We start from the raw sequence: 20,686 nt of genomic DNA, 5'->3' as shown, positions 1-20,686 counted from the left end.
TGTTACTACTATAGTTAAATAGTTTTTAAAAAAAGATATAAATAGCGCTAAAAAACAGTGATATCACAAAAAAAGGTAATAGGGGACGCCCTATTACTTTTTTTATAAAAAAGATTATTAACACTTATAAAATAATAGAATATGGGTTAGAATTTAAAAAGATAAATAGATAAAAATTAAGTTAAAAAAAACTTGCTAAGGAAATAGTTATATAGTATAATAAAGAAGTTGCAAAGCATACAGCGATGATTCAAGAGGTTGCCGGACTTCCGGGTAATTCTTGTTGAGCACGTTAGAATCTAGAATTCGACGACAGTTGTGTTTGTTTGTGTTTAAAGGTTGGATACACCTGGAACAGTTTACATTAATACAGCTGGTGTGCGTTAGAAGTAAAGCGTACATGAAAAGGAGGGAATAAGATGTCAAAACAAAAAATCAGAATAAGATTAAAAGCGTTTGATCACACAATATTAGATCAATCAGCTGAAAAAATTGTTGAAACTGCAAAAGCTACAGGAGCTAAGGTAGCAGGTCCAATACCACTACCAACTGAAAAAGATGTGATTACAGTATTAAGAGCTGTTCATAAGTACAAAGATTCTAGAGAACAGTTCGAAATAAGAACTCACAAGAGACTAATTGATATAGTTAATCCATCACCAAAAACTGTTGATGCATTAATGAGATTGAATCTTCCAGCTGGTGTTGATATAGAAATAAAACTATAGAAGATTTAATAAAAAATTAATAATTTAAATTAATAGACTATTATGATTGCAGATGTAATCCGCTAATATGTTTAGGAGGTGTAGTAAATGAAAAAAGCTATAATCGGAAAGAAAATAGGTATGACACAAATTTTCGATGCTAATGGCAAAGTAGTTCCAGTAACAGTTGTAGAAGCTGGTCCATGTGTAGTGGTACAAAAGAAAACAACTGAAAAAGATGGATATGAAGCTATTCAAGTTGGATTCGGTGATATAAGAGAAAAGTTAGTTAATAAACCTAGAAAAGGACATTTCGCAAAAGCCAATGTAGCTTTAAAGAGAACTTTAAAAGAGTTCAGATTAGAAGACATTAGCAGCTACGAAATAGGTCAAGAAATAAAGGTTGACATATTTGAAGCTGGAGATAAAGTGGATGTTTCTGGGGTTTCTAAAGGTAAGGGATTCCAAGGAACAATAAAAAGATGGAATGCAAGCAGAGGACCTATGTCACATGGATCTAAGTTCCATAGAGCAGTAGGTTCAATGGGAGCGTCATCTGATCCATCAAGAACTTTCAAAAACAAAAGAATGCCAGGACATATGGGAGCAGAAAAAACTACTGTATTAAATTTAGAAGTAGTTAAAATAATGCCTGAAAAGAACCTAATATTAATAAAGGGTGGTATCCCAGGTCCAAACAAAGCAACAGTAGTTATAAGAAACGCTGTTAAAGCTTAATTCACTAGAAAGGAGGAAGCAGGATGCCTACAGTAGGATTGTTCAATAAAGAAGGTCAAAAAGTTGGAGATTTTCAACTAAATGAAAATGTGTTCGGAGTTGAAATTAATGAAGCAGCACTTCATCAAGTAGTTGTTGCACTATTAGCTAACAAAAGACAAGGAACACAATCAGCTAAAACAAGAGCTGAAGTAAGAGGAGGCGGAATTAAGCCTTGGAGACAAAAAGGAACTGGTAGAGCAAGACAAGGTTCTATAAGAGCACCACAATGGATACATGGTGGAGTTGTATTTGCACCAAAACCAAGAGACTATAAAGTTTCAGTTCCAAAAACTATGAGAAGAGTTGCTATGAAATCAGCATTATCAAGTAAGGTAGCTGAAAATGAATTAATAGTTTTAGAAAGCTTAGAATTAGCAGCTCCAAAGACTAAAGATGTTGTTAATATTTTAAAAGCATTCGAAGCTAAGAAAACTTTAATAGTAACTGCTGAATCAAACGAAAATGTTTATAAATCAGCAAGAAACATTCAAGGTGTAGCTGTTTTACCAGTTAACAATATAAATGTTTATGACTTGTTAAAGTATGAAAAAGTATTAATTACTAAGGATGCTGTAACTAAGATTGAGGAGGTGTACGCATAATGAAATTAACTAGCCATGATATTATAAGAAAACCTGTTATAACAGAAAAAAGTATGGCAGAAATGGCAGATAGAAAATACACCTTCATAGTTCATACATCAGCAAACAAAGTTCAAATAAAAAGAGCTATTGAAGAAGTTTTTGGCGTAAAAGTTGAAGATGTCAATACTATGAATATTGAAGGAAAAACTAAAAGAGTTGGCGTTCACGTAGGAAAGAGAGCTAGCTATAAGAAGGCAACTATTAAGTTGACAGAAGATAGCAAAGGAATAGAATTCTTCGAAGGAATGCTACAATAACAAAGCGTATTATTGGCTAGAAGTCAGAGAAGCTACAGTAAGGAGGGAATTTTAAATGGCAGTTAAGAAGTTTAACCCTACTACCCCATCAAGAAGAGAGATGACTATGTCAACATTTGATGAAATAACAACAAATGTACCTGAGAAATCACTTCTTGTATCTTTAACTAAGACTGGTGGTAGAAATGCTCAAGGTAAAATAACTGTAAGACACCATGGTGGTGGCGCTAAGAGAAAATATAGAATAATAGATTTTAAAAGAAATAAGGATGGTATTCCTGCAAAAGTTGCAACTATAGAATACGATCCAAACAGAACAGCTTATATAGCATTAGTTGTATACGCTGATGGGGAGAAGAGATACATATTAGCTCCAGTTGGATTAAAAGTTGGAGATGTAGTAGTATCAGGACCTAACTCTGATATCAAGCCAGGTAACACACTTGCTCTAAAGGATATGCCAGTTGGTACAATTGTACACAATATAGAATTACAAGCAGGTAAAGGTGGTCAATTAGTTAGATCAGCAGGAGCTTCAGCTCAGTTAATGGCTAAAGAAGGAAACTATGCAACACTTAGATTACCTTCAGGTGAAATGAGATACGTTAGAATAGAGTGTAGAGCTACTATCGGTACAGTATCAAATACAACTAATAATATAGTTAATTTAGGAAAAGCTGGTAGAAAGAGACACATGGGATGGAGACCTACAGTAAGAGGATCTGTCATGAACCCTAATGACCATCCACACGGTGGTGGTGAAGGTAAATCACCAGTTGGTAGACCAAGTCCAGTTACTCCATGGGGTAAACCAGCACTTGGATACAAAACAAGAAAACACAAGAAGTACTCAGATAGATTCATCATCAAGAGAAGAAATAGCAAATAGTATGAAGAGAATATATATTTCTCTTCATAGTCTGCAAGCATAAAGGTTAATGAAGGGAGGATTTCAAGTGAGTAGATCAATTAAAAAGGGACCTTTTATAAAAGATAGTCTTTTAAAGAAAATAGAAGAAATGAATGCAAGTGGAGATAAGAAAGTAGTAAAGACATGGTCAAGAACTTCAACAATATTTCCACAAATGATTGGTCACACTATAGCTGTACATGATGGAAGAAAACATGTTCCAGTTTATGTATCAGAAGATATGGTTGGACACAAACTAGGAGAATTCGCTTTAACTAGAACTTATAAAGGTCACGTGAACACAGAAAAGTCATCAAAGAGAAAGTAGTAGCCTAGAAAGGAGGATCATCAATGGAAGCTAGAGCTATAGCTAAGTATATAAGAATGTCTCCTTTGAAAGTAGGAGTAGTTCTTAACTTAATAAGAGGAAAGAATGTTAATGAAGCTTTCGCAATATTACAATATACTCCAAAAGACGCTGCAGTTGTTATAAACAAAGTGTTGAAATCAGCTGTTGCTAATGCAGAGAATAATTTAAACTTAGATTTAAGTAAATTATATGTTGCAGAAGCTCACGTAGGTCAAGGTCCTACATTAAAGAGATTTAGACCACATGCTCAAGGTAGAGCGTTCAGAATTAATAAAAGAACTAGCCACATAACTGTAGTAGTTAAAGAAAGAGCATAGTAGAAGGAGGGAAATAGATTGGGTCAAAAAGTACATCCTCATGGACTTAGAGTTGGTGTAATCAAAGGTTGGGACGCAAAATGGTATGCTAATAAAAAGAATTTTGCAGATAACCTTGTTGAAGATAACCAAATAAGAGAATTTGTAAAGAAGAAACTATACTCAGCTGGTATATCAAAGATTGAAATCGAAAGATATACTAATAGAGTTAAGCTAAATATATCTACTGCTAAACCAGGTGTTGTTATTGGTAGAGGCGGATCAGGAATAGAAGCATTAAAAAAAGATTTAGAAAAATTCGTTACTGAAAAAAATATACTAATAAATATAGTAGAAATTAAAAACTCTGAAGTTGAAGCACAATTAATGGCTGAGAATGTAGCAGCTCAATTAGAAAAGAGAATATCTTTTAGAAGAGCTATGAAACAAACAATTCAAAGAGCTATGAGATCAAGTGTTAAGGGAGTTAAGATTGCATGTTCAGGTAGATTAGGCGGAGCTGAAATCGCAAGAACAGAGCACTATCATGAAGGAACTATACCACTACAAACTTTAAGAGCTGATATAGATTATGGATTTGCTGAAGCAGATACAACATATGGAAAAATTGGAGTTAAAGTGTGGGTATACAACGGAGAAATTCTTCCAACTAAGAAAGTGGAAAAGGAAGAAATTAACGCGTAATAAGGAAAGGAGGAATACGTCATGTTAATGCCTAAAAGAGTAAAACATCGTAAGGTACAACGTGGTAGAATGAAAGGAAAAGCTACTAGAGGTAATTTCCTTGCATATGGAGATTTCGGTATTCAAGCTACATCTTGCGGATGGATAACAAGCAATCAAATAGAGTCTGCCAGAATCGCAATTAATAGATACATTAGAAGAGGAGGAAAACTTTGGATAAAGATTTTCCCAGATAAGCCAGTTACTGAAAAACCAGCTGAAACAAGAATGGGTTCCGGTAAAGGATCACCAGAGTATTGGGTAGCGGTTGTTAAGCCAGGCAGAGTATTGTTCGAACTATCAGGAGTTCAAGAAGAAGTTGCTAGAGAAGCAATGAGACTTGCTCAGCATAAACTTCCTGTAAAGAGTAAGTTCGTTACAAGAAGAGATTTTGAGGAAATGGGTGGTGAAGAATAATGAAGGCTAATGATTTAAAAGAGTTAAGATCAAGCAATCCTCAAGATTTAAAGGTTAAGTTAGGTGACCTTAAGGCTGAATTATTCAACTTAAGATTCCAATTAGCTACAGGACAGTTAGAAAACCCAATGAGAATTAGAGAAGTTAAGAAATCAATTGCCCAAATTAAGACTATCATCAGAGAAGAAGAATTAAAGGCGATTGAGCAGTAATTTCGATAGGCTGAAAGGAGGTAAGTCCCAGTGGAAAGAGGATTAAGAAAAAAGAGAATTGGTAGAGTCGTTTCAGATAAAATGGATAAGACAATTGTAGTTGCTGTTGAGACTAAGGTTAGACACCCATTATACGGAAAAACTGTTAACAGAACTACTAAATTTAAAGCTCATGATGAAAATAATGAAGCTAAATTAAATGATAGAGTATTAATAATGGAAACTAGACCATTATCAAAAGATAAGAGATGGAGACTAGTTGAGATCATCGAGAGAGCGAAGTAGTCTTTCGTAAGATTGAAAGGAGGTTAATTATATGATACAACAACAAACCTTACTAAAAGTTGGAGACAATTCTGGTGCGAAAGAAATTATGTGTATCAGAGTTTTAGGTGGATCCAAGAGAAAGTACGGAAATATTGGAGATATAATCGTTGCTTCAGTTAAAAGTGCAACACCAGGTGGAGTTGTTAAAAAGGGTGACGTTGTAAAAGCAGTTATAGTAAGATCAGTAAGAGGATTAAGAAGAGCTGATGGGTCATATATAAAATTTGACGAGAATGCAGCTGTTATTATAAAAGATGATAAGCAACCAAGAGGAACTCGTATCTTCGGACCAGTTGCTAGGGAGCTAAGAGATAAAGAATTTAATAAAATATTATCATTAGCACCAGAAGTTCTATAATAGAGTAGGAGGTGGCTAAGGTGAAGGTACACGTAAGAAAGAACGACACAGTTATAGTTATATCAGGACAAGATTCAGGAAAAACTGGCGAAGTTTTAAAAGTAATACCTAAGAGCGGTAAAGTTATCGTTAAAGGCGTTAATATAGTAAGTAAGCACCAAAAACCAAACAAAGAAAATATGCAAGGTGGTATAATCAAAAAGGAAGCTGCAATATACAGCTCAAAAGTAATGTTATACTGTACTAAATGCAAAAATGCTACAAGAATAGCAAACAAAATCTTAGAAGATGGTTCTAAGGTAAGAGTATGTAAGAAGTGTGGAGAAACATTCTAGATCTGAAAGGAGGGTTCTTTAAATGGTACCTAGACTACATGAAAAATATGAAAAAGAAGTAGTTCAAGCGATGATCGAGAAGTTCGGATATAAGAACGTCATGGAAGTACCAAAGCTTGAAAAAATCGTAATAAATATGGGAGTTGGAGAGGCTAAAGAAAACCAAAAGGTTTTAGAATCAGCAGTTAATGATTTAACATTGATTTCAGGACAAAAGCCAATCTTAACTAGATCAAAGAAATCAGTTGCGAACTTTAAAATAAGAGAAAATATGCCTTTAGGTTGCAAAGTAACATTAAGAAGAGCAAAAATGTTTGAATTTGCAGATAGATTAATGTCTACAGCACTTCCTAGAGTTAGAGACTTTAGAGGAGTTTCTGCTAATTCTTTTGATGGCAGAGGAAACTACGCTTTAGGAATTAAAGAACAATTAATATTCCCAGAAATCGAGTATGACAAAATTGATAAAGTTAGAGGGATGGATATTATCTTCGTTACAAGTGCAAATACTGACGAAGAAGCAAGAGAATTGTTAAGATTTCTTGGTATGCCATTCGCTCAATAATAAGGAGGGGATATCGTGGCACGTAAAGCAATGATCGAAAAGTGGAAAAAAGAACCTAAATATTCAACAAGAGCGTACACTAGATGCAGAATATGTGGAAGACCACATGCGGTGCTAAAGAAATTTGGTATCTGCAGAATTTGCTTCAGAGAACTTGCTTATAAGGGTCAAATTCCTGGATGCAAAAAGGCAAGCTGGTAATATCTAATGTAGTGAAAGGAGGCACAATTCAATGGTTATGACAGATCCAATTGCAGATTTGCTAACACGTATAAGAAATGCAAATGCTGTAAGACACGAAACAGTAGAGATTCCTTCTTCAAATGTAAAGAAGGCTTTAGCTAATATATTACTACAAGAAGGTTATGTTAAAGAAATAGAAGAATATAACGACGGTGTAGTACCTATGTTAAGAATAGCGCTTAAATACGGTGCTAATAAGGAAAGAGTAATAACTGGTCTTAAGAGAATATCTAAACCAGGATTAAGAGTTTACTGTAAAAAAGATGAAGTACCTAAAGTACTTAATGGTTTAGGAGTTGCTGTTATATCAACTTCTAAAGGAGTTATAGTAGATAGAGAAGCTAGAAACCAAGGTTTAGGCGGAGAAGTTATCTGCTACGTATGGTAATTTTCAGATTGAAAAATATCTATAAAGTTTTAATATAGAAATGTTCTAAAATGGAATACAGGAGGTGCAATTATGTCAAGAGTAGGTAGATTACCAATAGCTATTCCTGCTGGAACTACTGTTACAGTAACACCAGAGAACGTTGTTACTGTAAAAGGAGCTAAAGGTGAGTTAGTAAAAACTATGCACAAAGACATAAAAATAGCAGTTGAAGACAATCAAGTTGTTGTAACAAGACCAAGCGACAACAAAGATCATAGAGCTCTTCACGGATTAACAAGAGCACTTATAAATAATATGGTTACTGGAGTTTCTCAAGGGTATGCAAAGACTCTTGAACTAGTAGGCGTAGGTTATAGAGCTCAAATTCAAGGAACAAAATTAGTTATGAATCTTGGATATTCTCATCCAGTAGAAATAGAACCAATTACAGGGGTTACTTTCAAAACTGATGGAACTACTAAGGTTATAGTTGAAGGTATAGACAAAGAAAAAGTTGGGGCTGCTGCTGCTGACATTAGATCATGGAGAGAGCCAGAGCCATATAAAGGCAAAGGTATTAAGTACTCTAATGAAGTTATTAGACGTAAAGAAGGTAAAACTGGTAAGAAATAATAGAAAGGAGTGAGACTTATGTTCAAAAAGGTAGACAGAAAACAATCAAGAGAGAAACGTCACCTAAGAGTTCGTAAGAAAATATTTGGGACTCCTGAAAGACCAAGATTATGTGTTTTCAGAAGTGATAAAAATATATATGCTCAAATCATAGATGATGTTAACGCTGTAACACTTGTTGCTGCTTCAAGTTTAGATAAAGACTTCGATGGAAAAGCAGGAAGCAACAAAGAAGCTGCTAGAATAGTTGGAACTGCAGTTGCAAAGAAAGCTATTGAAAAAGGAATTTCAGATGTGGTATTTGACAGAGGTGGATACATATACCATGGAAGAATTCAAGAGTTAGCTGAAGGTGCAAGAGAAGCAGGCCTTAAATTCTAAAAAACAAGGAGGGAAATAAATGAGAATCGATCCTAGCACACTAGACCTTAAAGAAAAGGTTGTTTTCATAAACAGAGTAACTAAGGTTGTTAAGGGTGGTAGAAACTTCAGATTCAGCGCTTTAGTCGTTGTAGGTGACGAAAACGGACACGTAGGCGTTGGAATGGGAAAATCAGTTGAAATACCTGAAGCAATCAGAAAAGGAATTGAAGACGCAAAGAAAAATTTAGTAGAAGTTGCTATGGTTGGAACAACTGTTCCACATCAAATATATGGAAAATTCGGTACTGGTAATGTTTTAATAATGCCAGCTACAGAAGGTACAGGAGTTATCGCTGGAGGTCCAGCTAGAGCTGTTCTTGAATTAGCAGGACTAAAAGATGTTAGAGCTAAGTCATTAGGTTCTAATAACCCAAGAAACATGGTTAACGCTACAATTAATGGATTAGCAAGCTTAAGAACTGCAGAAGATATTGCAAAATTAAGAGGCAAATCTGTTGAAGAAATACTAGGTTAGGAGGGGAATTGCTATGGCTAAACTAAAAGTAACATTAGTTAAGAGCTTAATCGGTAGAAAAAAAGATCATATCGCTACTGCAAATGCCCTTGGACTAAAGAAAATAGGTAAATCAGTAGAACATGAGGTTAATCCTCAAATCAACGGTATGATAAACAAAGTAAGCTACTTATTAAAAGTTGAAGAAGTTTAAAACGAGGAGGTGTAAGTAGCATGAAACTTCATGAGTTAAAACCAGCAGCAGGAAGCAAAAAAGCTCCTAAAAGAGTCGGTAGAGGTACTGGATCAGGATTAGGAAGAAATGCTGGTAAAGGTGAAAAGGGACAAAATTCTAGAACTGGTGGTGGAGTAAGACCTGGATTTGAAGGAGGTCAAATGCCACTATATAGAAGACTTCCCAAAAGAGGTTTTACTAATATATTTGCTAAAGAATACATTTCTATAAATGTTGATAGATTAAATATATTTGAAAATGGAACTGAAATCACTCCAGAAGTTTTACTTGAAACTAGAGTAATAAGTAAAATCAGAGACGGAGTTAAGATATTAGGAAATGGAAACTTAGAAAAGAGCCTAACTGTAAAAGGATGTAAATTCTCTAAGTCTGCAATAGAAAAGATAGAAGCAGCTGGAGGAAAAGTTGAGGTGATCTAATATGCTATCAACCCTACGTAATGCCTGGAAGGTTCCAGATTTAAGAAAAAAGTTATTATGGACAGTTTTATTTGTTGCAATTTACAGGATGGGAAGTCATATTCCTGTTCCTGGAATTGATACTGAGTATCTTAAAACTCTTACTGAATCTGGAAATAATTTATGGAGCTTCTATGATTTAATGTCTGGTGGTGCTTTAAGTAGATTTAGCATACTAGCATTAGGAGTTGTTCCATATATTAACTCATCAATAATAATGCAATTACTTACTATAGCTATTCCACCTTTAGAGCAATTATCTAAAGAAGGAGAAGAAGGACGTAAGAAGATTCAAAATATAACAAGATATGCATCGATTTTATTTGGTGTAATTACAGCCTACGGTACTTATGTATTAATGTATAATCAAGGTGGTATACGTGAATCAGGTTTTGCATTCATATATCTTATTATACTAACTTTAACTGTAGGATCAGCTTTCTGTATGTGGTTAGGTGATCAAATAACTGTAAAAGGAATAGGAAATGGTATATCATTGATAATATTTATTAACATAGTATCAAGAATACCAAATACTATAGCATCAATAGCAGCATTAAAGAATATGGATCAGGTAGATATAATTCAAATAGCTTTATTTGCAGTTTTTGTTGTTTTACTTTTAGCAGTAGTAATATATTTATCACTAGCAGAAAGAAGAGTAACTGTTCAGTATGCTAGTAAAGCTGTTGGTAATAGAGTAGCTAAAGGTCAATCAACCCATATTCCATTAAGTTTAATTGGTTCAGCGGTTATTGCAATAATATTTGCTATGTCAGTTATGCAATTTCCTAAGACTATTGCACAACTTTTCCCAGATAAAGACTGGGCAAAATGGATAACGGGAAGTACATACAGTGTATTTAATGAAAAAACTTGGATGTATCCAGTAATTTATGCTGTATTGACAATATTCTTTACTTGGTTTTATACTCAAATAACATTTAAGCCAGATGAAATGGCTGAAAATATGAATAAATCAGCAGGTTTTATACCTGGAATTAGACCAGGTAAACCAACTGAAAAGTATTTAGAAAATATTTTAACAAAAGTTTCAATCTTTGGTGGCATATTTGCTGCAATATTAGCGATCACTCCAATAATAATAGAAAATAACACTCAATTTAAGGGTATTTCATTTGGAGGAACTTCACTATTGATCTTAGTTGGTGTTGCATTAGATGTAATGCGAACTCTTGAGTCTCAATTAGTTGTGCGCCACTATCAAGGATTCCTTAAATAAAGTACAAAATGGAGATGGTGTCGGTGAAAGTTGTTTTATTTGGTCCGCCAGGGGCAGGAAAAGGAACACAAGCAAAATCAATTTGTAATAGATACTCCATACCTCATATATCAACTGGGGATATTTTTAGAAAGAACATTTCTGAAAATACACCATTGGGAATTGAGGCAAAGAAATATATTGACAATGGTCAATTAGTTCCGGATGAAGTAACTATTAATATGGTTAAAGATAGATTACAAGCAGAAGATTGTAGAATGGGTTATCTACTAGATGGATTTCCAAGAACAGTACATCAAGCTAATGCACTGGAGGAATTTTTAGATGATAGAAAAGAATCTTTGGATACTGCTCTATTAATTCAAGTTCCTAGTGAGTTCATACTAGAAAGAATGACTGGAAGAAGAGTATGCCCTTCATGTGGAGCAAGTTATCATGTTAAATTTAATCCAACAAAGATTGAATCAAAATGTGATGTTTGTGGATCCGACATCATTCAAAGAAAAGATGATTCGGAAGAAACAGTTAAAGAAAGATTAGCTGTATATGAAAGACAGACTCAACCACTTATAGAGTACTATAAGGAGAAAGATTTACTTTCAGTTGTTGATGGCACAAAAGCAATCAATGAGGTCTTTGAAAGTATCTGTAAGATATTAGGAAGTGAGTAAATGTGATTATATTAAAAAATGATAAAGAAATCGACCTAATGAGAAAAGCAGGTAGAACCTTGGCAGAGGCCCTACTTTTAGTAGAATCAAAAGTCAAACCTGGTATTACTACTGCAGAGTTAGATAGAATAGCAGAAGAATTTATAACTAAGCAGGGAGGAAAGCCCTCCTTTAAAGGATTATATGGTTTTCCAAGTGCACTTTGTATCTCTATAAATGAACAGGTTGTCCATGGATTTCCGAGTTCGTATAAATTACAAGATGGAGATATTGTAAGTATTGATTGTGGGGTCTTTCTAGATGGATTCCATAGTGATGCTGCAAGAACTTTTCCTGTAGGAGAGATATCAGAAATATCTAAAAAGCTTATAGATGTTACTGAAAAAAGTTTTTTTAAAGGTATAGAAAAAGCTGTTGAAGGTAATAGATTAACAGATATATCTTATGAAATCCAAAGTTATGTTGAACAAAATGGATTTTCAGTTGTAAGAGATTATGTGGGTCATGGAATAGGGAAAGCTGTTCATGAAGATCCGGAAGTACCTAATTTTGGTAGACCAGGTAGAGGTCCGAGATTATCATCAGGTATGGTACTCGCTATAGAACCGATGGTTAATATTGGAACATGGAGAGTGAAAACATTAGATGATGATTGGACTGTTGTAACAGCGGATGGCATGAAGTCAGCTCATTATGAAAACACTGTTGCTATATTACAAAATGGTCCTGAGATTTTAACACTAATTAAGTAATTAAGTGTTGCTTAGTTATAAATTCACAATTACCATAGAGGGATTTGTAGATTTATTACTAGGGTAATCATTGAGGTGAAATAAGTTGAATAAAAGCAACTTAATTGGAAAGTTAGTATTTTCAAAAGCTGGTAGAGATAAAAACAATCCCTATTTAATAGTGAACGTAATAGCTGAAGACTATGTTTACTTAGCAAATGGAAGTACAAAAAAGATAGAAATGCCTAAAAAGAAGAAAATAAAGCACTTGAATTTTACGGAAATCATAGATGAAGAACTAAAGAACTCTATTTTAAATAATGAGGATAATCTAGATTTAAAAATTAAGAATTTTATAAAATTTGAAGGCATTGATAAGGAGGTTTGATTACCTTATGTCAAAAGATGATGTAATAGAAATGCAAGGAACAGTTTTAGAGTCACTACCTAATGCTATGTTCCAAGTTGAACTAGAAAGTGGTCATAAAATATTAGCTCATATTTCAGGTAAACTAAGAATGAATTTCATAAGAATTCTGCCAGGAGATAAGGTTACTGTTGAATTATCTCAATATGACCTTACTAGAGGAAGAATTACTTGGAGAGCAAAATAGTAATATCGAATACTAATTAATATCTTGCGAATATTTTTTCAAGATTATAAGTAATACAAGGAGGGTTAGCGATGAAAGTAAGACCATCAGTTAAGCCTATTTGCGAAAAGTGCAAAATCATTAGAAGAAAAGGTAGAGTAATGGTTATTTGCGAAAACCCAAAGCACAAGCAAAAACAAGGCTAAAATAAATAAAATCCATAAAAATTTGATAGAATGGAATACAAATTTTATTGACTTTTTTTCCATTCTAAAATATCATTAGATAGGCATTTAATTAAGCATAAATAAATTTTAGGGCGGCTGACAGTGGTGTTTCCATTGACCTGAGATTTTATTTATATATATTTACCACATTGAAAAGGGAATTTAATTACCAGGAGGTGTAAGTTTTAATGGCTAGAATAGCTGGTATAGATCTACCAAAAGAAAAAAGAGTTGAGATAGGTCTAACTTATATATACGGAATCGGTTTATCAACCGTACACAAAATATTAGCAGAAACTGGAGTAAATCCAGACACAAGAGTTAGAGATTTAAACGAAGACGAAGTTAACGCTATAAGAAATTTCATCAACAAGAATTTAGTTGTTGAAGGTGATTTAAGAAGAGAAATAGCACTTAACATAAAAAGATTAGTAGAAATTGGTTGCTATAGAGGAATGAGACATAGAAGAGGTCTTCCAGTAAGAGGACAAAGAACAAAAACAAATGCAAGAACTAGAAAAGGTCCAAAGAAAACTATTGCTAATAAGAAAAAATAGTAAGGAGGGAAGACAATGGTAGCAGCAAAAGTTAAGAAAACTAGAAGAAGAAAAGAAAGAAAAAATGTTGAACATGGAGCAGCTCACATTAAGTCAACTTTCAATAACTCTATCGTAACTTTAACTGATGCAGTTGGTAATGCATTATCATGGTCATCAGCTGGTGCGTTAGGATTTAGAGGGTCAAGAAAGAGTACTCCTTTTGCGGCTCAAATGGCAGCTGAAACAGCGGCTAAAACAGCTATGGAACACGGATTAAAAAGTGTTGAAGTATATGTAAAAGGTCCAGGATCAGGTAGAGAAGCTGCTATAAGAAGTTTACAAGCAGCAGGATTAGAAGTAACTTTAATTAAAGATGTTACTCCAATTCCACATAACGGATGTAGACCACCAAAAAGAAGAAGAGTGTAGTAGAAACATCATAGGAGGTGTAATTAATGGCAAGATATACTGGAGCATCATGTAGATTGTGCAGAAGAGAAGGCGCTAAGCTATTTCTTAAAGGAGATAGATGCTATACAGATAAATGTGCTTTCGTGAGAAGAAGCTACGCACCAGGACAACATGGAGCTAGTAAAAAGAAGCTTTCTAACTACGGAATGCAGTTAAGAGAAAAGCAAAAAGCTAAAAGAATTTATGGAGTACTTGAAAAACAATTTTCTAAGTACTATGAAAAAGCAGATAAGATGAGAGGCATAACAGGTGAAAACCTACTTATGTTACTAGAAATGAGACTAGATAACGCAGTATTCAGATTAGGATACGGTGCATCTAGAACTGAGGCTAGACAATTAGTTAATCACGGACATTTCTTAGTTAACGGTAAAAAAGTTGATATTGCTTCATATAAAGTAAGTGTTAACGACGTTATCTCTGTATCTGAAAAAAGCAGAGGAACTGAAAAGTTCAAAGTATTTGCTGAAAATCCAAAAACATTACCAAAATGGATAATGTCAACACCTGAAAACTTTGAAGGTAAAATAATTGCTATACCAGCAAGAGAAGACATTGATACTGCAATCAATGAAACTCTTATCGTTGAGTTATACAGCAAGTAATAATATGCTATTTGCGAGGGGGTTATACTCTCCTTTGCAAATATTGAATCAGTTGCCCTCATAATAAGGTTGCCACATTATAAAAAGGAGGGTTTTGCGCATGTTAGAAATAGAAAAACCAATAATTGAATGTATAGAACAAAGTGAAGATGGTACTTATGGGAAATTCGTAGTTGAACCATTAGAAAGAGGTTATGGAATTACTCTGGGAAATGCGTTAAGAAGAATACTTCTTTCATCATTACCTGGTGTAGCTACTACTTCTGTTAAAATTGATGGAGTACTACATGAGTTTTCTACTGTTACTGGTGTTAAGGAGGATGTTACTGAACTTATCCTTAATATAAAAGGGTTAGCTCTTAGAATGAATGGAGAAGGACCAAAGGTTATTTACATTGATTCTAAAGGACCTGGAGTAGTAACAGGTGCAGATATTAAAACAGATGGAGACGTTGAAGTAGTTAATAAAGATATGCATATAGCTACTTTAGACGAAAATGGAAGATTATATATGGAGCTTACTGTTAACAGAGGTAGAGGATATGTGACTCAAAATAAAAATAAGTCAGATTCATTACCATTAAGCGCTATAGCAGTAGATTCAATCTATACTCCTGTAAAAAGAGTAAACTTTACAGTTGAAAATACAAGAGTAGGTCAAATTACTGACTATGATAAGTTAGCATTAGAAATATGGACTAATGGAACAATCAAGATAGATGAAGCTATAAGTCTTTCAGCCAAAATTTTAATTGAACACTTCAAACTTTTCATGTCACTTACAGATAATACAAATGACATGGAGATAATGATTGAAAAAGAAGAAGATAAAAAAGAAAAAGTCCTTGAGATGACTATTGAAGAGCTTGATCTTTCAGTTAGATCATATAACTGTTTAAAGAGAGCAGGTATAAATACTGTTCAAGAGCTTGCATTGAGATCAATGGATGATATGATGAAAGTAAGAAACTTAGGTAAAAAATCTCTCGAAGAAGTTGAGAGAAAACTTAAGGAATTAGGCTTAGGTTTAAGACTAAGTGACGAGTAAGGAGGTAGAATCATGGCAGGATATCGTAAGTTAGGTCGTCCAACAGACCAAAGAAGAGCTATGCTAAGAAACCTTGTTACAAGCTTCTTAAAGCATGGTAAAATAGAAACTACAGATACAAGAGCAAAAGAAGCAAGAAGTCTTGCTGAAAAGATGATTACTTTAGCTAAAAGAGGAGATCTTCACGCTAGAAGACAAGTATTATCTTTTGTTACTGAAGAAGCTGTAGTTAAAAGATTATTTGAAGAAATTGCTCCTAAATATACTGAGAGAAATGGTGGATACACTAGAATGTTCAAAGTTGGTCCTAGAAGAGGAGACGGAGCAGAAGTAGTTATACTTGAGTTAGTATAATATAGAGGGGATTAAGTATATACTTAGTCCCCATTTTATCATACTTAGATATAATTATTATAAAGTATATATTCAATTATAGATTTTATAATAATTATATAACTAAGGGGGCGAATAGCATGGAAGACAAAATCATTAAATGTGAAGATATTAGTTTTAAATATTTTTCGCACGAAAATGGAGAAGAACATTACGCATTAAATGGTGTGAACCTAGAAGTTAAAAGAGGAGAATTTTTAGTAGTACTTGGTCATAATGGATCAGGAAAATCTACTATTGCAAAACATATAAATGCTTTATTATTACCCACAGAGGGGGCAATATATGTTAAAGGTTTGAATACTAAAGATAAAGATAATTTATGGGAAGTTAGAAAAACTGCAGGAATGGTTTTTCAAAATCCAGATAATCAATTAGTTGCAACTATAGTTGAGGAAGATGTAGCATTTGGTTCTGAAAATTTAGGGGTCGAGTCTAAGGAAATAAGAGCCAGAGTAGATGAAGCGCTTAAAAAAGTTGGAATGTATGAATATAGAAGGCATGCACCTCACCTATTGTCAGGGGGACAAAAACAAAGAATCGCTATAGCTGGGATATTAGCTATGCAACCAGAGTGCATAATATTTGATGAGCCTACTGCTATGTTAGACCCATCAGGTAGAAAAGAAGTTATGAATACCATAAGAGAAATAAATAAAAACTTAGGAATTACCATAGTGCTTATAACACATTATATGGATGAGGCTGCTCAAGGAGATAGAGTTATAGTTATGGAACAAGGTAAAATTGTTCTAGAAGGAAATCCAAGAGAAGTGTTTTCAAAAGTTAAGACAATGAAGGAAATAGGACTTGATGTTCCTCAGGTTACGGAATTAGCTTATGAACTTCAAAAAGAAGGTATAAATATTAGTACCGAAATATTAAATGTAGATGAGATGGTGAATGCATTATGTCAATTAAAGTAAACAAATTAACTCATATATATATGCCTAAGACACCTTTTGAGAAAAAGGCACTAAACAATGTATCTGTTGATATAGAACAAGGTGAATTTGTGGCATTAATTGGTCATACAGGCTCAGGTAAGTCAACATTAATCCAACATCTAAATGGATTATTGGAAGCCAGTTCTGGAGAAATAATAGTAGATGGAACTAATATCACTGCGAAGGGCGCTAAGCTAAGTGAAATAAGAAAAAAAGTAGGGTTAGTGTTCCAATATCCTGAATATCAATTATTTGAAGAAACTATAGAAAAAGATATTGCATTTGGGCCTAGGAACTTAGCATTAGGTGAAGAAGAAATACATAAAAGAGTAATCAAGGCCATGAATATGGTTGGACTCGATTATGAGATTTATAAAGATAAATCTCCATTTGAGTTAAGTGGTGGACAAAAACGTAGAGTTGCTATAGCAGGTGTAGTTGCAATGGAACCTAAGGTTTTGATATTAGATGAACCTACCGCAGGATTAGACCCTAAGGGAAGAGATGAGATATTAGTACAGATTCAAAAGTTACACAAAGAATATGGAATGACTATAGTATTAGTATCTCATAGTATGGAGGACGTAGCCAAAGTTGCTAATAGAGTTATAGTAATGAATTCAGGTGAAATTATATTAGATGGAGAGCCTAAAGAAGTATTTAAGGAAAGTGAAGTACTAGAGAGTGTTGGATTAGCAGTTCCTCAGGTAACTTACTTAATAAAAGCATTGATAGAAAAAGGTTTTAAAGTAGATAAAGATATATTTACAATTGACCAAGCTAAGGAAGATCTTATTAAGATTTTAAGGAAGAACTAGGGGAGGGATTTTAAAATGATAAAAGATATAACTATTGGGCAATACGTTCCTGGAGATTCCTTCATACATAAATTGGATCCTAGGACGAAAATAATATCTGCAATATTATTTATTGTGTCGTTATTTATAATAAATGAATTTATTGGTTATATTTTTGTAGTGGCATTTATAGCATCTGCAATAATTAGTTCTAAAGTATCTCCTAGGTTCTATTTTAAAGGAATTAAACCTGTCATGACTCTAATAATAATAACTGCTATACTGAATATTTTTATGATAAAAGGAACAAGCGATACACTTTTATTTAGTTGGAAGTTTATAAAAGTATATGAAGAGGGAATTAATATAGCTATATTTATGACATTAAGACTATTATTCTTAATAATAGGAACATCTATATTAACCTTAACTACATCACCTATAGAGCTTACAGATGCTTTAGAAAGGCTGCTAAAACCTTTAGGGGTAATAGGGATTAGTTCACATGAAGTAGCTATGATGATGACTATTGCTTTAAGATTTATACCAACCTTAATAGATGAAACTGATAAGATTATGAAAGCACAAAAAGCAAGAGGCGCTGATTTTGATGGTGGAAATATATTTCAGAAAGCTAAGAGTCTTATACCATTATTAGTTCCTTTATTTATAAGTTCATTTAAGAGAGCTGATGAGTTAGCGATGGCAATGGAAGCTAGATGCTATAGAGGTGGAGATGGTAGAACTAGGATGAAACAACTCAAATATACATCTATAGATACATTAGCTTACTTCATAGTAGCTATGTTAATTGTTATAAGTATTGGTGTAAGAGTTTTATTATAAGGTGAAACTGAATGAGAAATATTAAGCTTAAGCTTGAATACGATGGTACTCATTTTTGTGGGTGGCAGAAGCAAACAAATGGAAGAACAGTAGAAGCGGTATTACAGCTTGCTGTAGAAACTATAGTTAAGGAAGATATAAAGCTAATAGGATGTAGTAGAACGGATTCTGGGGTGCATGCAAAAGAATATGTGGTAGCATTTAAAACCAATAGTAAAATACCAGCTGAAAAATTTAAAGATGCTATTAATACAAAGCTTCCTAAGGATATAGTAGTACTTTGTTCAGAAGAGGTTTCAGAAGAATTTCATCCGAGATATCATACTAAAGGTAAAACTTATTGCTATACTATATTAAATTCTGAATTACCTAGAGCTATAGGTAAAGATTATGTATATCACTTTAAGTGGAAGCTAGATGTGGATAAGATATCTGACGCATCTAAATATTTTATAGGTACTCATGATTTTAATGCATTTAGATCTCTAGGTGGTTCTGTAAAGACAACGGTAAGAACAATATGGGATATTAAAGTAAAAAAAGATGAAGAAGTTATAAAAATTTATGTATCAGGTGATGGTTTTCTCTATAATATGGTAAGAATAATAGTAGGTACTTTAATACAAGTGGGAAGAAGTAAAATAGAACCATCAGAAATAGAAGATATAATTAATAAAAAGGATAGAAAAAATGCTGGGAAGTGTGCTCCAGCTGCAGGTTTATGTTTAGAAAAAGTTTTTTATTAAAAAGTTAAAATAAAAGTGTTAAATTTATTGACACGCCCGTAAGCGTGTATTATAATGTTACTTGTTGTTATGATAGTTTGTGTATAAGATTCATAGTATTGGAATCTAAACATAAAGTTAGGACATAAATGTTTAAAATAGTAGTTCAGGGAGGGAAAATGATGAAATCATACATCGCTAAACCACAAGAAGTTGAAAGAAAATGGTATGTAGTTGATGCTGCTGGTAAACCACTTGGTAGAGTTGCTAGCCAAATAGCTTCAATATTAAGAGGAAAAAATAAACCAACATTTACACCAAATGTTGATTGTGGAGATTTCGTAATAGTTATAAATGCTGAGAAAGTTGTTTTAACTGGTAAGAAATTAGACCAAAAATTCTTAAGAAAACATAGTTTATATCCAGGTGGATTAAAAGAAACTCCATATAGAGAAGTTTTAGAAAAAAAACCTGAGTTTGCTTTTGAAGAAGCTGTAAGAAGAATGCTTCCAAAGGGAGTATTAGGAAGACAAATGTTAAAGAAACTTAAGGTTTATAGAGGAGAAGAACATAATCACGCTGCTCAACAACCAGAAGTACTAGAATTAAAGTACTAATACAGACTCGGGAGGAGGAAGAAAAATGGCAAAAGTTCAATACATGGGAACTGGAAGAAGAAAGAAATCAGTTGCAAGAGTAAGACTTGTACCAGGTGAAGGTAAAGTTATAGTAAATAAGAGAGAAATAGAAAACTACTTCGGATTAGAAACTCTAAGAGTTGTAGTTAACCAACCATTAGTTTTAACATCAACTAAAGAAAAATTTGATGTATTAGTTAATGTTCATGGTGGTGGTTTAACAGGTCAAGCAGGAGCAATCAGACATGGAATAACTAGAGCTTTATTAAAAGCTGATGAAGCTTTAAAGCCAGAGTTAAAGAAAGCTGGATTCCTAACTAGAGACCCAAGAATGAAGGAAAGAAAGAAATATGGTTTAAAGAAGGCAAGAAGAGCTCCTCAATTCTCAAAGAGATAGTATCTGCCTTTTTACAAGAGAGGTTTTACCTCTCTTTTTTTTGTCTAGAAAACCTC

General features: G+C 33.5%; 38 protein-coding genes. All 38 read left to right on the top strand.

Annotated features, from left to right (window positions below; genetic code table 11):
* Window positions 1-419: 419 nt before the first annotated feature.
* The 38 genes from rpsJ to rpsI all read left to right on the top strand — a co-directional run bounded on the left by rpsJ (window position 420) and on the right by rpsI (window position 20,630).
* Complete coding sequence (rpsJ, locus tag B3N22_RS02315) at window positions 420-728, top strand: 30S ribosomal protein S10 (protein WP_021800153.1); 309 nt, start codon at window positions 420-422, stop codon at window positions 726-728.
* Between the two features lie 87 nt (window positions 729-815).
* Window positions 816-1,445, top strand: a complete 630-nt coding sequence (gene rplC / locus B3N22_RS02310) for a 50S ribosomal protein L3 (protein ID WP_021800154.1) — start codon at window positions 816-818, stop codon at window positions 1,443-1,445.
* A 23-nt stretch (window positions 1,446-1,468) separates the two neighbouring features.
* The gene (rplD, locus tag B3N22_RS02305; protein WP_021800155.1) at window positions 1,469-2,089 is read left to right on the top strand and encodes a 50S ribosomal protein L4; all 621 of its coding nucleotides are present in this window, start codon (window positions 1,469-1,471) and stop codon (window positions 2,087-2,089) included.
* Window positions 2,089-2,388, top strand: a complete 300-nt coding sequence (gene rplW, locus B3N22_RS02300; protein ID WP_021800156.1) for a 50S ribosomal protein L23 — start codon at window positions 2,089-2,091, stop codon at window positions 2,386-2,388. The genes rplD and rplW overlap by 1 nt, the downstream gene beginning before the upstream one ends.
* A 55-nt stretch (window positions 2,389-2,443) precedes the next feature.
* Window positions 2,444-3,277, top strand: coding sequence for a 50S ribosomal protein L2 (gene rplB, locus B3N22_RS02295; RefSeq protein ID WP_021800157.1), 834 nt, complete (start codon window positions 2,444-2,446; stop codon window positions 3,275-3,277).
* Window positions 3,278-3,344: 67 nt separating this feature from the next.
* Window positions 3,345-3,626: a 30S ribosomal protein S19 gene (rpsS, locus tag B3N22_RS02290; protein WP_021800158.1), complete on the top strand. Its 282-nt coding sequence runs from the start codon at window positions 3,345-3,347 to the stop codon at window positions 3,624-3,626.
* A 23-nt stretch (window positions 3,627-3,649) separates the two neighbouring features.
* Window positions 3,650-3,985, top strand: a complete 336-nt coding sequence (gene rplV, locus B3N22_RS02285; RefSeq protein ID WP_021800159.1) for a 50S ribosomal protein L22 — start codon at window positions 3,650-3,652, stop codon at window positions 3,983-3,985.
* 18 nt (window positions 3,986-4,003) lie between these two features.
* A complete protein-coding gene (rpsC, locus tag B3N22_RS02280; protein WP_238905885.1) occupies window positions 4,004-4,669 on the top strand; it encodes a 30S ribosomal protein S3 in 666 nt (221 codons plus the stop codon).
* Window positions 4,670-4,690: 21 nt separating this feature from the next.
* On the top strand, window positions 4,691-5,125 hold the full coding sequence (gene rplP / locus B3N22_RS02275; RefSeq protein WP_021800161.1) for a 50S ribosomal protein L16: 435 nt from the start codon (window positions 4,691-4,693) through the stop codon (window positions 5,123-5,125).
* Window positions 5,125-5,337: a 50S ribosomal protein L29 gene (rpmC, locus tag B3N22_RS02270; RefSeq protein WP_021800162.1), complete on the top strand. Its 213-nt coding sequence runs from the start codon at window positions 5,125-5,127 to the stop codon at window positions 5,335-5,337. Before rplP ends, rpmC begins: the two co-directional genes overlap by 1 nt.
* Before the next feature lie 30 nt (window positions 5,338-5,367).
* Window positions 5,368-5,622 (top strand): 30S ribosomal protein S17, encoded by a 255-nt coding sequence (gene rpsQ, locus B3N22_RS02265; protein ID WP_021800163.1) that lies wholly within the window; start codon window positions 5,368-5,370, stop codon window positions 5,620-5,622.
* Window positions 5,623-5,653: 31 nt separating this feature from the next.
* A complete protein-coding gene (rplN, locus tag B3N22_RS02260; RefSeq protein ID WP_021800164.1) occupies window positions 5,654-6,022 on the top strand; it encodes a 50S ribosomal protein L14 in 369 nt (122 codons plus the stop codon).
* A gap of 20 nt (window positions 6,023-6,042) precedes the next feature.
* A complete protein-coding gene (gene rplX / locus B3N22_RS02255; RefSeq protein WP_021800165.1) occupies window positions 6,043-6,357 on the top strand; it encodes a 50S ribosomal protein L24 in 315 nt (104 codons plus the stop codon).
* Window positions 6,358-6,379: 22 nt separating this feature from the next.
* Complete coding sequence (gene rplE / locus B3N22_RS02250) at window positions 6,380-6,922, top strand: 50S ribosomal protein L5 (protein WP_073021327.1); 543 nt, start codon at window positions 6,380-6,382, stop codon at window positions 6,920-6,922.
* Window positions 6,923-6,937: 15 nt separating this feature from the next.
* A complete protein-coding gene (locus B3N22_RS02245; RefSeq protein WP_021800167.1) occupies window positions 6,938-7,123 on the top strand; it encodes a type Z 30S ribosomal protein S14 in 186 nt (61 codons plus the stop codon).
* 31 nt (window positions 7,124-7,154) lie between these two features.
* Complete coding sequence (rpsH, locus tag B3N22_RS02240; protein ID WP_073021328.1) at window positions 7,155-7,553, top strand: 30S ribosomal protein S8; 399 nt, start codon at window positions 7,155-7,157, stop codon at window positions 7,551-7,553.
* Window positions 7,554-7,625: 72 nt separating this feature from the next.
* Window positions 7,626-8,168, top strand: a complete 543-nt coding sequence (gene rplF / locus B3N22_RS02235) for a 50S ribosomal protein L6 (protein WP_021800169.1) — start codon at window positions 7,626-7,628, stop codon at window positions 8,166-8,168.
* An 18-nt stretch (window positions 8,169-8,186) separates the two neighbouring features.
* A complete protein-coding gene (gene rplR, locus B3N22_RS02230; RefSeq protein WP_021800170.1) occupies window positions 8,187-8,549 on the top strand; it encodes a 50S ribosomal protein L18 in 363 nt (120 codons plus the stop codon).
* Window positions 8,550-8,568: 19 nt separating this feature from the next.
* Window positions 8,569-9,066, top strand: coding sequence for a 30S ribosomal protein S5 (rpsE, locus tag B3N22_RS02225; RefSeq protein WP_021800171.1), 498 nt, complete (start codon window positions 8,569-8,571; stop codon window positions 9,064-9,066).
* 13 nt (window positions 9,067-9,079) lie between these two features.
* On the top strand, window positions 9,080-9,259 hold the full coding sequence (gene rpmD, locus B3N22_RS02220; protein ID WP_021800172.1) for a 50S ribosomal protein L30: 180 nt from the start codon (window positions 9,080-9,082) through the stop codon (window positions 9,257-9,259).
* 20 nt (window positions 9,260-9,279) lie between these two features.
* Window positions 9,280-9,720 (top strand): 50S ribosomal protein L15, encoded by a 441-nt coding sequence (gene rplO, locus B3N22_RS02215; RefSeq protein ID WP_021800173.1) that lies wholly within the window; start codon window positions 9,280-9,282, stop codon window positions 9,718-9,720.
* Between the two features lies 1 nt (window position 9,721).
* On the top strand, window positions 9,722-11,002 hold the full coding sequence (secY, locus tag B3N22_RS02210; protein WP_073021331.1) for a preprotein translocase subunit SecY: 1,281 nt from the start codon (window positions 9,722-9,724) through the stop codon (window positions 11,000-11,002).
* Window positions 11,003-11,025: 23 nt separating this feature from the next.
* Complete coding sequence (locus B3N22_RS02205) at window positions 11,026-11,673, top strand: adenylate kinase (RefSeq protein WP_073021333.1); 648 nt, start codon at window positions 11,026-11,028, stop codon at window positions 11,671-11,673.
* A gap of 2 nt (window positions 11,674-11,675) precedes the next feature.
* Entirely contained in the window at window positions 11,676-12,425 is a 750-nt protein-coding gene (map, locus tag B3N22_RS02200) for a type I methionyl aminopeptidase (RefSeq protein WP_073021336.1), read from the top strand.
* A gap of 85 nt (window positions 12,426-12,510) precedes the next feature.
* A complete protein-coding gene (locus tag B3N22_RS02195) occupies window positions 12,511-12,792 on the top strand; it encodes a KOW domain-containing RNA-binding protein (RefSeq protein ID WP_181601617.1) in 282 nt (93 codons plus the stop codon).
* A gap of 7 nt (window positions 12,793-12,799) precedes the next feature.
* Entirely contained in the window at window positions 12,800-13,018 is a 219-nt protein-coding gene (infA, locus tag B3N22_RS02190; RefSeq protein WP_021800178.1) for a translation initiation factor IF-1, read from the top strand.
* Window positions 13,019-13,089: 71 nt separating this feature from the next.
* Window positions 13,090-13,203: a 50S ribosomal protein L36 gene (gene rpmJ / locus B3N22_RS02185; protein ID WP_003448032.1), complete on the top strand. Its 114-nt coding sequence runs from the start codon at window positions 13,090-13,092 to the stop codon at window positions 13,201-13,203.
* A 209-nt stretch (window positions 13,204-13,412) separates the two neighbouring features.
* Window positions 13,413-13,781 carry a 30S ribosomal protein S13 gene (gene rpsM, locus B3N22_RS02180; RefSeq protein WP_021800179.1) on the top strand — a complete coding sequence of 123 codons (369 nt, stop codon included), beginning with the start codon at window positions 13,413-13,415 and terminating at the stop codon, window positions 13,779-13,781.
* A gap of 15 nt (window positions 13,782-13,796) precedes the next feature.
* A complete protein-coding gene (gene rpsK, locus B3N22_RS02175; RefSeq protein WP_021800180.1) occupies window positions 13,797-14,192 on the top strand; it encodes a 30S ribosomal protein S11 in 396 nt (131 codons plus the stop codon).
* A gap of 26 nt (window positions 14,193-14,218) precedes the next feature.
* The gene (gene rpsD / locus B3N22_RS02170) at window positions 14,219-14,839 is read left to right on the top strand and encodes a 30S ribosomal protein S4 (RefSeq protein ID WP_286904541.1); all 621 of its coding nucleotides are present in this window, start codon (window positions 14,219-14,221) and stop codon (window positions 14,837-14,839) included.
* 100 nt (window positions 14,840-14,939) lie between these two features.
* A complete protein-coding gene (locus B3N22_RS02165) occupies window positions 14,940-15,887 on the top strand; it encodes a DNA-directed RNA polymerase subunit alpha (protein WP_021800182.1) in 948 nt (315 codons plus the stop codon).
* A 12-nt stretch (window positions 15,888-15,899) separates the two neighbouring features.
* On the top strand, window positions 15,900-16,241 hold the full coding sequence (gene rplQ, locus B3N22_RS02160; RefSeq protein WP_021800183.1) for a 50S ribosomal protein L17: 342 nt from the start codon (window positions 15,900-15,902) through the stop codon (window positions 16,239-16,241).
* A gap of 119 nt (window positions 16,242-16,360) precedes the next feature.
* Window positions 16,361-17,206, top strand: coding sequence for an energy-coupling factor transporter ATPase (locus B3N22_RS02155; protein WP_286904538.1), 846 nt, complete (start codon window positions 16,361-16,363; stop codon window positions 17,204-17,206).
* Window positions 17,191-18,045, top strand: a complete 855-nt coding sequence (locus B3N22_RS02150) for an energy-coupling factor transporter ATPase (protein WP_286904536.1) — start codon at window positions 17,191-17,193, stop codon at window positions 18,043-18,045. The genes B3N22_RS02155 and B3N22_RS02150 overlap by 16 nt, the downstream gene beginning before the upstream one ends.
* Window positions 18,046-18,060: 15 nt before the next feature.
* On the top strand, window positions 18,061-18,870 hold the full coding sequence (locus B3N22_RS02145; protein ID WP_073021349.1) for an energy-coupling factor transporter transmembrane component T family protein: 810 nt from the start codon (window positions 18,061-18,063) through the stop codon (window positions 18,868-18,870).
* 11 nt (window positions 18,871-18,881) lie between these two features.
* Window positions 18,882-19,616, top strand: coding sequence for a tRNA pseudouridine(38-40) synthase TruA (gene truA / locus B3N22_RS02140; RefSeq protein ID WP_286904532.1), 735 nt, complete (start codon window positions 18,882-18,884; stop codon window positions 19,614-19,616).
* 161 nt (window positions 19,617-19,777) lie between these two features.
* On the top strand, window positions 19,778-20,212 hold the full coding sequence (gene rplM / locus B3N22_RS02135) for a 50S ribosomal protein L13 (RefSeq protein WP_021800188.1): 435 nt from the start codon (window positions 19,778-19,780) through the stop codon (window positions 20,210-20,212).
* A gap of 25 nt (window positions 20,213-20,237) precedes the next feature.
* Entirely contained in the window at window positions 20,238-20,630 is a 393-nt protein-coding gene (gene rpsI / locus B3N22_RS02130) for a 30S ribosomal protein S9 (RefSeq protein ID WP_073021355.1), read from the top strand.
* The last annotated feature ends 56 nt before the right edge of the window (window positions 20,631-20,686 follow it).

It is taken from the genome of Clostridium sp. UBA1652 (assembly GCF_002320975.1).
GTDB lineage: Bacteria > Bacillota > Clostridia > Clostridiales > Clostridiaceae > Clostridium_T > Clostridium_T intestinale.
Note: the sequence above shows the minus strand (reverse complement) of the source record. Positions and strands in the feature narration are given on the sequence as shown.

Bases quoted from the DNA above. Each gene is read 5' to 3' on its own strand.
- rplB (WP_021800157.1), top strand. From the start codon at position 2,444: ATGGCAGTTAAGAAGTTTAACCCTACTACCCCATCAAGAAGAGAGATG.
- rplP (WP_021800161.1), top strand. From the start codon at position 4,691: ATGTTAATGCCTAAAAGAGTAAAACATCGTAAGGTACAACGTGGTAGA.
- rpsI (WP_073021355.1), top strand. From the start codon at position 20,238: ATGGCAAAAGTTCAATACATGGGAACTGGAAGAAGAAAGAAATCAGTT.
- rplO (WP_021800173.1), top strand. From the start codon at position 9,280: ATGAAACTTCATGAGTTAAAACCAGCAGCAGGAAGCAAAAAAGCTCCT.
- rplF (WP_021800169.1), top strand. From the start codon at position 7,626: ATGTCAAGAGTAGGTAGATTACCAATAGCTATTCCTGCTGGAACTACT.
- B3N22_RS02145 (WP_073021349.1), top strand. From the start codon at position 18,061: ATGATAAAAGATATAACTATTGGGCAATACGTTCCTGGAGATTCCTTC.
- rplW (WP_021800156.1), top strand. From the start codon at position 2,089: ATGAAATTAACTAGCCATGATATTATAAGAAAACCTGTTATAACAGAA.
- rpmC (WP_021800162.1), top strand. From the start codon at position 5,125: ATGAAGGCTAATGATTTAAAAGAGTTAAGATCAAGCAATCCTCAAGAT.
- rpmJ (WP_003448032.1), top strand. From the start codon at position 13,090: ATGAAAGTAAGACCATCAGTTAAGCCTATTTGCGAAAAGTGCAAAATC.
- rplE (WP_073021327.1), top strand. From the start codon at position 6,380: ATGGTACCTAGACTACATGAAAAATATGAAAAAGAAGTAGTTCAAGCG.
- B3N22_RS02155 (WP_286904538.1), top strand. From the start codon at position 16,361: ATGGAAGACAAAATCATTAAATGTGAAGATATTAGTTTTAAATATTTT.
- rpsK (WP_021800180.1), top strand. From the start codon at position 13,797: ATGGTAGCAGCAAAAGTTAAGAAAACTAGAAGAAGAAAAGAAAGAAAA.
- rpsD (WP_286904541.1), top strand. From the start codon at position 14,219: ATGGCAAGATATACTGGAGCATCATGTAGATTGTGCAGAAGAGAAGGC.
- infA (WP_021800178.1), top strand. From the start codon at position 12,800: ATGTCAAAAGATGATGTAATAGAAATGCAAGGAACAGTTTTAGAGTCA.
- B3N22_RS02165 (WP_021800182.1), top strand. From the start codon at position 14,940: ATGTTAGAAATAGAAAAACCAATAATTGAATGTATAGAACAAAGTGAA.
- rpmD (WP_021800172.1), top strand. From the start codon at position 9,080: ATGGCTAAACTAAAAGTAACATTAGTTAAGAGCTTAATCGGTAGAAAA.
- truA (WP_286904532.1), top strand. From the start codon at position 18,882: ATGAGAAATATTAAGCTTAAGCTTGAATACGATGGTACTCATTTTTGT.
- rplC (WP_021800154.1), top strand. From the start codon at position 816: ATGAAAAAAGCTATAATCGGAAAGAAAATAGGTATGACACAAATTTTC.
- secY (WP_073021331.1), top strand. From the start codon at position 9,722: ATGCTATCAACCCTACGTAATGCCTGGAAGGTTCCAGATTTAAGAAAA.
- rplD (WP_021800155.1), top strand. From the start codon at position 1,469: ATGCCTACAGTAGGATTGTTCAATAAAGAAGGTCAAAAAGTTGGAGAT.
- rpsM (WP_021800179.1), top strand. From the start codon at position 13,413: ATGGCTAGAATAGCTGGTATAGATCTACCAAAAGAAAAAAGAGTTGAG.
- rplN (WP_021800164.1), top strand. From the start codon at position 5,654: ATGATACAACAACAAACCTTACTAAAAGTTGGAGACAATTCTGGTGCG.
- rplM (WP_021800188.1), top strand. From the start codon at position 19,778: ATGAAATCATACATCGCTAAACCACAAGAAGTTGAAAGAAAATGGTAT.
- rplV (WP_021800159.1), top strand. From the start codon at position 3,650: ATGGAAGCTAGAGCTATAGCTAAGTATATAAGAATGTCTCCTTTGAAA.
- rpsH (WP_073021328.1), top strand. From the start codon at position 7,155: ATGGTTATGACAGATCCAATTGCAGATTTGCTAACACGTATAAGAAAT.
- rplR (WP_021800170.1), top strand. From the start codon at position 8,187: ATGTTCAAAAAGGTAGACAGAAAACAATCAAGAGAGAAACGTCACCTA.
- rpsE (WP_021800171.1), top strand. From the start codon at position 8,569: ATGAGAATCGATCCTAGCACACTAGACCTTAAAGAAAAGGTTGTTTTC.
- rplQ (WP_021800183.1), top strand. From the start codon at position 15,900: ATGGCAGGATATCGTAAGTTAGGTCGTCCAACAGACCAAAGAAGAGCT.
- B3N22_RS02150 (WP_286904536.1), top strand. From the start codon at position 17,191: ATGTCAATTAAAGTAAACAAATTAACTCATATATATATGCCTAAGACA.
- rpsJ (WP_021800153.1), top strand. From the start codon at position 420: ATGTCAAAACAAAAAATCAGAATAAGATTAAAAGCGTTTGATCACACA.